This window comes from Pseudomonas sp. 5.2 (assembly GCF_059025405.1).
This window is the reverse complement of record NZ_JBYBHH010000021.1, coordinates 23,520-36,577: the sequence shown is the minus strand read 5'-3', so window position 1 is coordinate 36,577 and position 13,058 is coordinate 23,520. Positions and strand designations below refer to the sequence as shown.

11 protein-coding genes are annotated in these 13,058 nt (G+C 60.6%); 6 read left to right on the top strand and 5 right to left on the bottom strand.

Features of this window, described 5'->3' with window-relative positions; genetic code table 11:
• From livM to AC5PZ0_RS25290, 3 genes are read left to right on the top strand one after another with little or no spacing between them, the layout of a single operon-like run.
• Nucleotides 1-1,281, top strand: coding sequence for a high-affinity branched-chain amino acid ABC transporter permease LivM (gene livM / locus AC5PZ0_RS25300; RefSeq protein WP_493855977.1), 1,281 nt, complete (start codon nt 1-3; stop codon nt 1,279-1,281).
• Nucleotides 1,278-2,150, top strand: coding sequence for an ABC transporter ATP-binding protein (locus AC5PZ0_RS25295; protein WP_493855976.1), 873 nt, complete (start codon nt 1,278-1,280; stop codon nt 2,148-2,150). Before livM ends, AC5PZ0_RS25295 begins: the two co-directional genes overlap by 4 nt.
• Nucleotides 2,147-2,863 carry an ABC transporter ATP-binding protein gene (locus AC5PZ0_RS25290; protein WP_063427187.1) on the top strand — a complete coding sequence of 239 codons (717 nt, stop codon included), beginning with the start codon at nt 2,147-2,149 and terminating at the stop codon, nt 2,861-2,863. The genes AC5PZ0_RS25295 and AC5PZ0_RS25290 overlap by 4 nt, the downstream gene beginning before the upstream one ends.
• A 45-nt stretch (nt 2,864-2,908) precedes the next feature.
• On the opposite strand, the gene AC5PZ0_RS25285 is transcribed toward AC5PZ0_RS25290, so the two are convergent.
• Both AC5PZ0_RS25285 and AC5PZ0_RS25280 read right to left on the bottom strand, forming a co-directional pair.
• The gene (locus AC5PZ0_RS25285; RefSeq protein ID WP_493855975.1) at nt 2,909-3,835 is read right to left on the bottom strand and encodes a 2-hydroxyacid dehydrogenase; all 927 of its coding nucleotides are present in this window, start codon (nt 3,833-3,835) and stop codon (nt 2,909-2,911) included.
• Between the two features lie 160 nt (nt 3,836-3,995).
• Nucleotides 3,996-4,883 carry a LysR family transcriptional regulator gene (locus AC5PZ0_RS25280; RefSeq protein ID WP_493855974.1) on the bottom strand — a complete coding sequence of 296 codons (888 nt, stop codon included), beginning with the start codon at nt 4,881-4,883 and terminating at the stop codon, nt 3,996-3,998.
• A gap of 112 nt (nt 4,884-4,995) precedes the next feature.
• Between AC5PZ0_RS25280 and AC5PZ0_RS25275 the strand changes: the two genes are divergently transcribed.
• Together AC5PZ0_RS25275 and ppnN are read left to right on the top strand one after the other, a co-directional pair.
• A complete protein-coding gene (locus AC5PZ0_RS25275) occupies nt 4,996-6,057 on the top strand; it encodes a YeiH family protein (protein ID WP_027595355.1) in 1,062 nt (353 codons plus the stop codon).
• A gap of 50 nt (nt 6,058-6,107) precedes the next feature.
• Entirely contained in the window at nt 6,108-7,481 is a 1,374-nt protein-coding gene (ppnN, locus tag AC5PZ0_RS25270; protein ID WP_085274328.1) for a nucleotide 5'-monophosphate nucleosidase PpnN, read from the top strand.
• A 387-nt stretch (nt 7,482-7,868) separates the two neighbouring features.
• Here ppnN and AC5PZ0_RS25265 read toward each other — a convergent pair whose 3' ends face one another.
• Both AC5PZ0_RS25265 and pssA read right to left on the bottom strand, forming a co-directional pair.
• Nucleotides 7,869-9,029 carry a GGDEF domain-containing protein gene (locus tag AC5PZ0_RS25265; RefSeq protein ID WP_027595353.1) on the bottom strand — a complete coding sequence of 387 codons (1,161 nt, stop codon included), beginning with the start codon at nt 9,027-9,029 and terminating at the stop codon, nt 7,869-7,871.
• Between the two features lie 84 nt (nt 9,030-9,113).
• Nucleotides 9,114-10,442 (bottom strand): CDP-diacylglycerol--serine O-phosphatidyltransferase, encoded by a 1,329-nt coding sequence (pssA, locus tag AC5PZ0_RS25260; protein WP_493855973.1) that lies wholly within the window; start codon nt 10,440-10,442, stop codon nt 9,114-9,116.
• 158 nt (nt 10,443-10,600) lie between these two features.
• Here pssA and cahR point away from each other — a divergent pair, with 158 nt between their 5' ends.
• Nucleotides 10,601-11,593 carry a transcriptional regulator CahA gene (gene cahR, locus AC5PZ0_RS25255; protein WP_238216774.1) on the top strand — a complete coding sequence of 331 codons (993 nt, stop codon included), beginning with the start codon at nt 10,601-10,603 and terminating at the stop codon, nt 11,591-11,593.
• A gap of 121 nt (nt 11,594-11,714) precedes the next feature.
• Here the strand turns inward: cahR and AC5PZ0_RS25250 are convergent, their stop codons facing one another.
• Nucleotides 11,715-13,049, bottom strand: a complete 1,335-nt coding sequence (locus AC5PZ0_RS25250) for an MFS transporter (protein WP_493855972.1) — start codon at nt 13,047-13,049, stop codon at nt 11,715-11,717.
• Nucleotides 13,050-13,058 lie beyond the last annotated feature (9 nt).

Sequence of the window (13,058 nt, the reverse complement as noted above, 5' to 3'; positions counted from 1 at the left end):
ATGAGCGATAAAATGAAAAGTATCAATCTCAAGAAAGCCTTGATCGATACCGTGATGGCCGGGCTGATCGCTCTGATCGTGTTTGGGCCCATCGTCGGTGTGGTTTTGCAGGGTTACGATTTCACCCCGCGATTTGACCGTGTTGGCTGGATCGTTGGGACAGTGATGGCTGGCCGATTCGTGCTGAGCTTGTTTCTGCAGACCGCCAGCGGCCATAAACTCATGGAGCGCTTCGACCGAGCAGGCGGTGGCGTTGGAGTAAAGCCGCCGGGACACGCATCGATCATGCGCTGGGTTCTCCCTGTGCTGATTTTGATGGCGCTCGTGCTGCCGTTTTACGCCAACAAGTATCTGCTGACAGTTGTGATCCTGGGCCTGATCTACGTCTTGCTCGGGCTAGGCCTCAACATCGTCGTGGGGCTGGCAGGACTGCTCGACCTCGGCTTTGTCGGATTCTATGCGATTGGTGCCTACGGGTTGACCTTAGGATACGAATATCTTGGTCTGGGCTTTTGGAGCATGCTGCCGCTGGCCGCCCTGCTCGCTGCTTTTGCAGGGATGCTTCTCGGATTCCCGGTGCTGAGGATGCATGGCGACTACTTGGCGATCGTCACCCTGGGCTTCGGTGAAATCATCAGGCTTGTTCTTACCAACTGGGTTTCGTTCACCAACGGCCCCAATGGGATGACGGCACCGTCCCCCACATTCTTCGGTCTCGAATTCGCTCGCCGCGCCAAGGATGGTGGCGTTCCGTATCACGAGTTTTTCGGAATCACCTACAACTCGAACATGAAGTTTATCTTCATCTACACCGTCCTGTTGTTGATCGTTCTCGCAGTGCTGTACATCAAGCATCGCTTGACCCGTATGCCAGTCGGGCGCGCTTGGGAAGCGCTGCGAGAGGACGAAATTGCTTGCCGTTCGATGGGCCTCAACCATGTTTTGGTGAAGCTTTCCGCGTTCATGATTGGCGCATCAACTGCCGGGATAGCGGGCGTATTTTTCGCAACTTATCAAGGCTTTGTGAACCCGACCTCGTTCACCTTCTTCGAGTCGGCACTGATTCTCGCCATCGTGGTACTTGGAGGCATGGGATCAACCGTCGGAGTGGTAATTGCAGCATTTGTCCTGACGATTGCGCCGGAGCTTTTGCGTAGCTTCGCCGACTACCGTGTGCTGATGTTCGGCATCCTGATGGTGCTCATGATGATCTGGCGTCCGCGCGGGCTGATTCGCATTAATCGAATCGGCATCGCCCCGCGCAAAGGAGTAGCTCCATGAAAGACAATATCCTCACCGTGGACAGCCTCATGATGCACTTTGGGGGCATCAAAGCACTCAACGATGTCAATTTCTCAATCAAGCGGCATTCGATCTCAGCGTTGATAGGCCCCAACGGCGCCGGCAAGACCACCGTGTTCAATTGCCTGACGGGATTCTACTCAGCCACTGGCGGCAAGATCCTGCTCAATGCACAAGGTAAACAGACGGACGTCATCCAAGTGTTGGGTGAACCCTTCAAAGCTCAGGACTTTATCAAGCCTGGACAGTTCGGGTCACGGCTCTGGTACAAGATGTTCGGCGGAACGCATCTGGTTAACCGGGCAGGACTTGCGCGTACCTTTCAAAACATCCGTCTATTCAAGGAAATGACTGTCCTGGAAAACCTGCTGGTCGCTCAGCACATGCTGGCTCAACGCAACCTGCTGACTGGCATCCTGAACACCCCCGCTTATCGAAAAACGGAGAGCAAGCTACTCGATACGGCCTTCTACTGGTTGGAAGTAGTCGACCTGGTCGAGCACTGCAACAGACTGGCAGGTGAGCTCTCTTATGGCCAGCAGCGACGCTTGGAGATCGCCCGAGCGATGTGTACCGGGCCGGAGCTGATATGCCTTGACGAACCCGCTGCCGGCCTCAATCCTGCCGAGACAATTGTTCTGAGCGCTATCATCCGCAAGCTTCGGGATGATCATCAGCTGACCGTACTGTTGATTGAGCATGACATGGGTATGGTCATGAGCATTTCTGATCACGTTATCGTGCTGGATCATGGCCTGGTCATCGCTCAAGGCGCACCAAGCGCGATCAAAGATGACCAGAAGGTAATCGCTGCTTACCTCGGTGCAGAAGAAGAGGAAGTAGCATGAGCACACCCATTCTCGCGTTCAAAGACGTCGACGTTCACTATGGCCCTATCCAGGCTCTGCGAAAGGTGAACCTCCACATCAACACCGGAGAAACTGTAAGCCTGATCGGGGCTAACGGAGCGGGCAAGTCGACGCTGTTAATGTCGATATTTGGACAGCCACGAGCCACTAGCGGGCAGATCCTCTATCAAGGGCAGGACATCACGCGCAAGAGCACCCACTTCGTGGCGTCTAACGGTATCGCTCAGTCGCCCGAGGGACGGCGCGTCTTTCCGGACATGACAGTCGAAGAAAATCTTCTTATGGGTACCATTCCTGTCGGCATGAGTCACGCCGAGGAGGATCGAGAGCAGATGTTCAACCTTTTCCCTCGCCTCAGGGAGCGGCGCAATCAACGAGCAATGACAATGTCGGGTGGCGAGCAGCAAATGCTTGCCATTGCCAGAGCACTCATGAGCCGACCCAAACTCCTGCTACTCGACGAGCCCTCACTCGGACTGGCACCTATCGTAGTGAAGCAAATCTTTGCCACTCTAAGAGAGCTCGCGAAGTCAGGCATGACCATCTTCCTGGTGGAGCAAAACGCCAACCATGCCCTGCGCCTAAGTGACAGGGCTTATGTCATGGTGACCGGCGAAATCAGGATGACAGGGACTGGCGAGGAACTGCTCGGCAACCAAGAGGTGCGCGAGGCGTATCTGGGCGGACACTAGATGAAGAGAGGGAGGCTCCTCACACGCCTCCCTCCCCCAAGCGCATCAATAGCCCTTTGAACGATCAACAACGTTGAGCAGTGGCAACCCACGCTGCTCCCGCTCCACATTCGCCGTGATCACAGCCACAGCGCCTTTGACCTGCACGTTGCTGGCGATATGCGGCGTCATTAAAACTCGAGGGTGGCACCAAAATGGATGATCAGGCGAAGGCGGCTCTTGATCGAAAACATCCAGAACCGCGCCTCCGAGCCTCCCTCCATTCAATGCCTGAAGAAGATCTTCTTCAGCTATATGCGCACCTCTAGCGACATTCACAAGCCCAGCGCCCTGCGGTAACCGATTCAATGTGGCGGCATTCAGAATGCCCTGAGTTTCAGGAGTTAAAGGCAGAAGGTTGACCAAAATGTCGCATTGCTCCAAGAAGTCATACAGCTCTTCTCGTCCGACATAACACCGCCCATCCGGCACCTCTTTGTAGGAGCGATTCCATGCGCTCAACCTAAAGCCGAAGGGTCGCAATCGGTCGAGAGCGACTAGCCCCAAATTACCTGCTCCCATGATGCCAACGCGGCGCTCGCTGGCTGGAATGATGGGCATGGGCGTCCAGCATCTCTCCCGCTGACTGATCTGGTAATCAAAAATGTCACGATGCAGGGCGAGCACGCTAAACACTACATACTCGGCCATGATGTCGGCCATCGACGTTTCGATGAGGCGCACCATCGAGACATGCTCTGGCAGCTGGGACAGGTCGAACTGATCGACACCGGCGCCGGCTGAGTACAGCGCCTTGAGGTTTGGGAAACGCTGCATGAGATCCGGAATCGGCTCCCAGGCGATGATGTACTGAACCTCATCTGGATTACCCGCATCTGGCCACAGACGAAAATCAAGTTCTGGGGCCTGTTGAGAAAAAACCTGACGCCATTCAGCTGCGCTGCTGGGCTCGGCCATGTACAGGATACACATGTCTAGCTCCTAGATTTCTGACCAGACATCATGCCTGCCTTTCAGCAGTGATTGCTTGACACCAAAACACTATAGAGCTCGCGCTCATTACTACTCGGAGCCGGTTGTTACGCAGCACGTGTTGAATGTGGGTTAATACCACCGCTAGAGACCAGCTCTGCTAACCCTCTTTCGGCTCGCCCACACACAACTCCATGAACCGCGCCGCCGCCCGCGACGGCGTGGCGGCATGGGGCATCAAGATGGAAAAGCGCCTGACCAACGGCTGCGGCGTAATGCGCAGCCGCCGCAACACGCCATCCTCATGGCGAATCGACATGGCCGACACAAAGCCAATCCCCATACCTGCCCGCACCGCTTCCTTTACCCCTTCCACCCCGGCGATTTCCATCGCGACGCGCATTGCCACGCCACTGCGGGCAAACGCCCGCTCGACAATCTGCCTCACCCCGGAGCCACTCTCGCGCAGCACCAGTGGGTAGGCCCCCAAGGATTCCAAGGTCTGCGCCTCGTCACCGGCCAACGGATGAGTACTGGGCACGATCGCGACGATCTCATCCTCCCGCCACGGCGTGACCCCGGTGCCCAACGGCAACTCCTGCCCGGGAGGCCCTTCGATCAAGGCGATATCGACACTGCCCAGCGCGGCGACAATTTCAGCCGTGTTGCCATTGGAGGTGCTCACCGACACGTCCGGGTAGCGAGCGTGGAAGTCGGCGATCAGGTACGGCAGTAGGTAGCTGGCCGGCGTGGTACTGGCGCCGATGCGCAAGGTGCCGCGCTCCAGGCCGCGCATGGCCTCGCGCAGGGCCTGGGCCTGGCGGAAGGTATCGCGCAGGCGCTCGGCATGGGCCAACAACTGCTCACCTGCAGCGGTGAGGCGCACGCCGCGCCCCGCGCGTTGGTAAAGGGGCTCACCAAAAGCCTCCTGCAGCAACTTGAGCTGCCCGGATACGGCGGGCTGCGACAGGTGCAACGCCTGGGCCGCGTGGCTGATGTTGCCATGCTCGGCGACGGTGGCGAATGTTATCAGCTGTTCTGGGGTCATGAATTCAAAATATCAGCTAAACGGATACTTCACATCCCAAATTACGATTTTTTATAAGCTTATAACCAGATTAACGTAGGCCTTGTCGAAATACTTTTCCCGGAGGACTCACATGGCCACGGTTCCATCCCACCCCGCCTACGCGCCTACCCTCTCTACCCGAGGGCGGCTCAATGGCATTTTGTTCGTGGCGCTGTTCGCGCTTGCTGTCACCCAACTGGCAGCTTTGCCCGCCATAGCCAACCTGGGCATCAGCCCGCTGATCGTCGGTATCGTTGCCGGTGCCCTGTACGGCAACGCGCTGCGCGATGGCGTGCCGGCGAGCTGGGCGGCGGGCATCAACTTCTCGGCCCGCGGGCTGCTGCGCATCGCCGTGGCCTTTTTCGGCCTGCGGGTCAGCCTGCAGGAAATCGCCGAAGTCGGCTGGTCGGGCCTGACGGTTTCGCTGCTGGTGGTGGTCAGCACCCTGCTGATCGGGCTCTGGTGCGGCATGAAACTGCTCAAGCTGGACCGCGACACCGCGCTGCTCACCGCTGCTGGCAGTGCCATTTGCGGCGCCGCTGCAGTACTTGCGTTCGAGTCGGCGCTGCGCAGCGCCCCGCACAAGAGTGCCATGGCCGTTGGCAGCGTGGTGCTGTTCGGCACCCTGTCGATGTTCCTTTACCCCTTGGCGATCAATGCCGGCTGGCTGCACCTGGATACCCTGGGCGCGGGCCTGTTCCTGGGCGGCACGATCCACGAAGTGGCCCAGGTGGTAGGTGCAGCCAGCAACGTCAGCCCCGAGGCGACGCACATCGCCACCATCGTCAAGATGACCCGGGTGATGCTGCTGGTGCCGGTGCTGCTGGTGGTGGGCCTGTGGATCAGCCGCTCGCGCCAGCCGGGCCAGGCGCAAGGCAACGGCCGCATCGCCATGCCCTGGTTCGCTTTCGGCTTCCTGGCGCTGGTGCTGGTGAACTCGCTGCAGGTGCTGCCTGGCAGTGTGACCCAGGCGATCAATAGCCTCGACACCTTTGCCCTGACCATGGCCATGACGGCGCTGGGGATGGAGACACGCTTCAGCCAGATCCGCCAGGCAGGGCCACGGGCGCTGCTGACCGGGGCGATACTGAACCTTTGGCTGGTGGGGGGCGGGCTGGCAATTACGCTGGGTGTGCAAAAGCTCTTCGCATGACTTATGGTGTTGTCTAAGAAGGATGTTTTACCTGCACAGGAAAGACTTAGATGCCCCAACGCCATGTCATAAATGCATCCGTCAGCCCCAAAGGCAGCCTGGAGACGCTGTCGCAACGTGAAGTCCAGCAACTGAGCGAAGTCGGTACCGGTAGCCTCTACACCCTGTTCCGCCAGTGCGCGCTGGCCATCCTCAACACCGGCGCGCATGTCGACAACGCCAAAACCATTCTCGAGGCCTACAAGGACTTCGAGGTGCGTATCCACCAGCAAGACCGGGGCGTACGCCTTGAGCTGCTGAATGCCCCCGCCGATGCCTTCGTCGATGGCGAAATGATCGCCAGCACCCGTGAAATGCTGTTCAGCGCCCTGCGCGACATCGTTTATACCGAAAGCGAGCTGGCCAGCCAGCGCATCGACCTGGAAAGCTCCCAGGGCATCACCGATTACGTGTTCCACCTGCTGCGCAACGCCCGCACCCTACGCCCAGGCGTGGAGCCGAAGATGGTGGTGTGCTGGGGCGGCCACTCGATCAGCAGCGAGGAATACCAATACACCAAAAAGGTCGGCCACGAACTGGGCCTGCGCAAGCTGGACGTCTGCACCGGCTGCGGCCCTGGCGTAATGAAAGGCCCGATGAAAGGCGCCACCATCGCCCACGCCAAGCAGCGTATGCACGGCAGCCGTTACCTGGGCCTGACCGAGCCGGGCATCATCGCCGCCGAAGCGCCCAACCCGATCGTCAACGAGCTGGTGATCTTGCCGGACATCGAGAAGCGCTTGGAAGCCTTCGTGCGTGTCGGCCACGGCATCATCATCTTCCCGGGCGGCGCCGGTACTGCCGAAGAGTTCCTCTACCTGCTCGGCATCCTCATGCACCCGGACAACCAAGGCCTGCCCTTCCCGGTCGTGCTCACTGGCCCGCGCAGTGCCGAGCAGTTCCTGCTGCAACTGCACGCCTTCGTCGGCGCCACCCTCGGTGAAGCCGCGCAAAGCCACTACCAGATCATCATCGATGACCCAGCCGAAGTCGCGCGCCACATGGTCGAAGGCCTCAAGGAGGTCAAACAGTTCCGCCGCGAACGCAACGACGCCTTCCACTTCAACTGGCTGCTGAAGATCGACGAGGGCTTCCAGCACCCGTTCGACCCGACCCACGCCAACATGGCCGAACTCGCCCTGCGCCGCGAGCTACCGCCCCATGAACTGGCCGCCAACCTGCGCCGAGCGTTTTCCGGCATCGTTGCCGGCAACGTCAAGGACAAAGGCATCCGCCTGATCGAAGAACACGGCCCCTACCAGATCCGCGGCGACAGCGCAGTATTGGAGCCACTGGGGCGATTGTTACAAGCATTCGTCGACCAGCACCGCATGAAGTTGCCGGGTGGTGCCGCCTATGTGCCGTGCTACCAGGTAGTGACCTGAAAACGATGTCTAGCGCCAGCTCTCGAGCTGGCTTTTGATCTTGATCTGGCTGTTGATCTTGATCTTGATCTTGATCTGGCTTTTGACCTTCAGCGACTCAGGAGGCCGAGCGCAGGCCTTGCGGAGGGAGGTGACGGGCAAGGATGCCCGTCAAGCGCTGGGGCCCAGGATGGGCCCTGCAGCGCGGTCCTCCCGGGAGCAAGGCCGTAGCGAGGGGACCCCGAAGCGCAGCGTAGGGGCCGTATGATGGAGCGCAGCCCTTTTTGGTTACTTTTTGGGGCGTTTGCCAAAAAGTGACCCGCCGTAAGGGCGGAAAGGTGACTAAGCGTCGCCCCAATGCTGGATCAACCACCCCCTCAAAACCAACACCAACACCCACACCAACGATCAAGAAACCAAACCCTCCCGCTCAACCAGCCGAATACTGTCACGCCCCCCGCGCTTCGACTCATACAACGCCACATCCCCCTGCTCAATCAACGCCGCCAAACTCACCGGCGGCTGATCAAACACATTAGCCCCAATACTCAACGTAACCGCCTGCGGCGTAGGCACCGTCTGCCCAGCAAACAGCTGAAACCGCTCACGCAACTGGCTACCCAGCTCCACCACCCGCTCCCGCGTCGCCTCACTGAGCAGAATCACAAACTCATCCCCCCCAAGCCGCGCCGCCAGCGACCGCTCCGGCAACACCGCACGAATCATCTCGCTCAAGGCGATCAACAGCCGATCCCCCGCAATGTGCCCGTGCAAATCGTTGACCAGCTTGAAGTTGTCGATATCGATCAACAGCAAGGCCCCCGGCCGCGCCGGGCTGACCTCTTTGAAAAAGTGCGGCGCCCGCACTTCCAGCGCCCGCCGGTTGTACAGCGCCGTCAACGGATCGCGCGCCGCCAGCCTGGCGATACGTTCTTCACGGCGATAACGCACCGTCCCCGTCATCGACAGCGCAATCAACATGATCGCCATCGCCCCCTCGACCAGGGAAATCTGAATGATCAGCCCGCCAAAGGTCGCCAGGTCAATCAAGGTGCCCGGCGTGATCGCAATGATCGCCTTCGCCACATAGAACAGCCCATGGATCAGCAACACATAGCGCAATTGCACCGCGCCCACGCTCAGCGACCTGCCGTGGGGCTTCAACAAAAAGCTGGCCTTGAGGGTCAACAGCGCCACCAGCAACGAGTTGACCATCAGCATCACCTTCGACCACTCCGGCCCCGCGGGCAGCAGCAGTAAGGCGAACCACACCGGCACCATCAGCAGCCAGGTGCGCGACAGGCGGTTCTGGGTAAAGCGCAACACCCCCATCAGGAAAAACGCATGCGCCACCACCAGCAACCCGTTGGCGAACCAGATGCCGATCAACAGCAAGCCAATGCCACGCAACAGGGCCAGAGTGGAGCCAACGGTAATAGTGGCGAAGCCCGCGCTCCAAAACAGGAGTGAAGCCTCGCGAACGCTGCGCCATTCGATCGCCAGGTACAAAGCAGCAGCGGCTGCCAGGGCGATCGTAATCGTCAGCATCGTGGGTGGATCAAGCGCCATAGACGGTTTGGCCTATCTGGTTAACGTGGGAAATGGGCTGATTGTATGCGCTTGCCACACTTTTTCAGAGCCCCTCCCACACCGTTAAAGCACCCGTTTGATCAACGGTTCCAGGCGGCTATAGCGCAACCGCCGCAAGAGCTTGCGCACCTCCTTGGGGTGCTCGGCCTTGACCCCAAGCTCGGCCGCTGAATCGATTTTCCGTGCGTGCTGGCGTATCCCCGTCAATTCCACGTCTCGAGGTACCAACCACTGCCCTGCTGGGTCATCGATAAGCAAGCCATTCTCAAGGTCCAGGTTGAACCCACGCGGGTTGAGGTTGTTACCGGTCAGCAGCGAATAACGCTGGTCGATCCACAGCCCCTTGGCATGGAAGGTGTGCCCGGGGTCGTTCCAAATCCGCACCTCGAGCTGGCCATTGGCAAGCGCGGCCTGGCGACGGCGGGCAAAGGCGCGCAGGTTGTCCTCGTACAAGTAGGGCAACGCGCCGCTAGCACTGAACGGCTCACCCGGGGCTATATAGAAGTCATTGGCCGTGCGATCGCCGACGATCAACTCCACGCGCACGCCACGGTCCAGCGCGTGGTCGATTTCGCGCATCAATACCCGAGGCGGGTTGAAATAAGGCGTGCTGATGATGATCTGCGTGCGTGCAGCGGCCAGCAGTGCGCAAAGTGCTTTGTTGAGCGGGTTGCCCCGCCCAACGCCAAGCAGCGGGATGACCCGCAAGCCCTGCCCCGCTTCGCCGGCGGGTACCTCATAGACCATGCGCCGCAGCCGCGCGCGCAAACGCCGGATGTCACCGCGCAAGCTGCGGGTCGCGGGTGGTGCCGGCAAGTCCAGCCGCGGTGTGGCGGTGTGGTGCAGCAAACGTCGAACCAGGTCGACCATGGCATCGGCCAGCGCAGGCGACTGGAACAGGTGATAGCGATCCAGGCGATAGCGGTCGAAACGGTGCAGGTACACGTTATTGAGGCTGGCACCGGTGTAGATCACACAGTCGTCGATGATGCTGCCTTTCAAGTGCAACACACCAAACAGCTCGCGGGTTTGCACCGGAACGCCGTGGATCACTACATCCAGCCCCCGCAATTGGCGCTGGGCCTGGTACCAGGCCGCATTACCCGGCTGCCGCCCGCCCCCCAGCAGGCCACGGCGGGCACGGAACCAGTCAACCACAATGGTGATTTCCAGGCCTGGCCGCGCGGCCTTGGCCTGGTACAGGGCATCGAGCACTTCCTGCCCGGCCTCGTCTTCCTGCAGGTACAGGGCGACGATGACGATGCGTCGGGTCGCCGCCGCGATGCGCTCGAGCAGGCAGCGACGGTACGCCGCGGCATCGGGCAATACCTGGATCGCCTCAGGCGCGAGGGCAAAACCTGGCAGCGCCGCCAGCATGGATTCGGGGTTCACGTAGGTTCACCTTCTGTCTGCATTCAGGTCCATTCCTGGCCACCAGCCCGGGGTGTAAGATCGACCGGGTAACGACCTATAACAACAAGAATCATGCGAGGCCTGTTTTTCTCACTGCCCCCGACGAATCACGCCTCAGCTTGCACAGGAAGATCGCAATGGTCCACCCCGTTTCTGCAATCGTAACGCCTTCGCCCGCCAAGACCTTCGGTTTTCTGATCTTGCCCAATTTCACCACCATCGGCCTGGCGTCGGCGGTGGAGACCCTGCGCATGGCCAACCTGGCGGCCCGCCGGCCGATGTACCGCAGCGTGCTGATCGCCGCCAGCGATGAACCGGTGGCGGCCAGCAACGGCATGCGCGTGTTGCCTGACTACAGCATCGGCAACGCCCCGGCGCTGGACGCCCTGCTGGTGGTCGGGGCCAACCCGATCGATCGCAGCCGTGGCAACCGGCCCTTGATCGACTGGCTACGCCAGCTGGCCCGTCAACGCCTGCCGTTGGGCGGCATCTGCACGGGCAGTTACCTGCTGGCCAAGGCCGAGTTGCTCAAGGGCTACCGCTGCACCATCCACTGGGAAGACATGCAGACGTTGCAGGAGCAGTTTCCCGGTATCGTCATTTCTGGCCAGCTGTTCGAACTGGACCGCGACCGCTACACCTGCTCGGGTGGTGTGGCGGCCATGGACATGATGCTGCAACTGGTGGCCCGGGAAGAAGGCGGCCAAGACATCGCCGCCAAGGCCGCCGAACTGCTGCTGTGCGACCGTGTGCGTGGCGAGCGCGAACGCCAGCGGGTGCCCCTGCGCACCCTGCTCGGCAGCGCCCAGCCCAAGTTGAGCCAAGTGGTGGCGATCATGGAAGCCAACCTGGAGGAGCCACTGGCGCTGGAGGAGCTGGCCAGCCTCAATGAAGTGACCGTGCGCCAATTGGAGCGGTTGTTTCATAAATACCTGCAGCGCACGCCCAGCCAGTATTACCTGGAGTTGCGGCTGTCGCGGGCGCGGGAGCTGTTGTTGCGTAGCGATGTGCAGGTGCGTGAAGTGGCGCTGGCCTGTGGGTTCAGCTCGCCGGCGCATTTTTCCAAGAGTTACAGCCGGTTTTTTGGGCTGTCGCCGCTGGGGGAGCGGCGGCAGGCTTCGTTGCACTGATATCAAACAGTGCTGGCCTCTTCGCGGGCAAGCCCGCTCCCACAGGATTCCCACTCACCTTGAGCGCGGTGGGGGACCGGTGGGAGCGGGCTTGCCCGCGAAGAGGCCGGCCCAGATTGAATCAGTCCTTCAGGGCCGCATACGCCGTCTCCCGGCACATCAGCATCGCCACCAGCGCCACCAGTGCTGCGGCCAACAGGTACCCCGCCGGCGCCAGCTTGCTGCCGGTCACCTGTATCAGCCAGGTGGCAATGAACGGCGCCGTCCCGCCAAACAAGGCATTGGCCACGTTGAAGCTCAGGGCGAAACCACTGAAGCGCACCCGCGTCGGGAAGATCTCGGCCAACAGGCACGGCAAGGTCCCATCGTTCATCGCCAGCATCGCGCCAAACAGAATCTGGATGGCCAGAATCACCAGCAGCGGTTGCCCATCGAGCAACGTGAACAAGGGCACGGTGAGCCCCAAAAACAGCAGCGAGGCGATCACCAGCATGGTCTTGCGGCCAAACTGATCCGACAGCCGCCCCATCAGGAAAATCAGGCCGATGTAAGTGGCCAATGAAACCGTCGAGGCAATGAAGGCATCTCGCTCGGTCATGCCCAGCTCAGTAGACAGGTACGTCGGCATATAGCTGAGCAGCAGGTAGAACGCCACCGCGTTAAGGCACGTGACGCCGATACCGATGCCTAGGCTGCGGCGATGCTGGGTCAGCAACTCGCGAATCGGTGCCGGGGTCATGCAGGCCTTGTTCTCAAGACGCTGCTCCATCTCCAGAAACTTGGGGGTGTCCTGCAGGCTCATGCGGATGTAACGGCCCACCAGCCCGAACGGTGCAGCCAGCAGGAACGGCAGGCGCCAGCCCCAGCTGTGCAGGTCCTCGGTGCTGAGTAGCTCATGCAGCACCGCCACAAACGCCGCACCGAACAGCAACCCCGCTGCCGTGCTGGCCGGCACGATACTGGTGTACAGGCCACGCCGGCCCTGGGGCGCGTATTCGGCCAGGAAGGCCGATGCCCCCGCGTATTCGCCCGACGCCGAAAAGCCCTGCACCAGGCGTATCACCAGCAACAGGCACGGTGCCCATAGGCCGATCTGCGCGTAGCCGGGCAGCAGCCCGATGCAGAAGGTCGAGATCGACATGATCAGGATCGACAACGACAGCGCATTGCGTCGCCCATGGCGATCACCAAAGTGGCCCCAGACCACGCCGCCCAGCGGGCGAACGAGAAACGACAGGGCGAACACCGCGAAGGTCGCCAGCAGGCCGGTAGTTTTGTCGGTTTGCGGGAAAAACGTGGCGGCAATGATGGTGGCGAGGTAGCCGTAGGCGGCGTAGTCGAACCATTCGACGAAGTTGCCCATGAAACTGGCGCGCGCGGCCTTGCGCAGGGCCTGGCGTTCGGCGCTGTGCGCAACGTTGCCGAGGGTTGAGGCGTTCAGGGTGGTGCTGGACATGACGGGTAC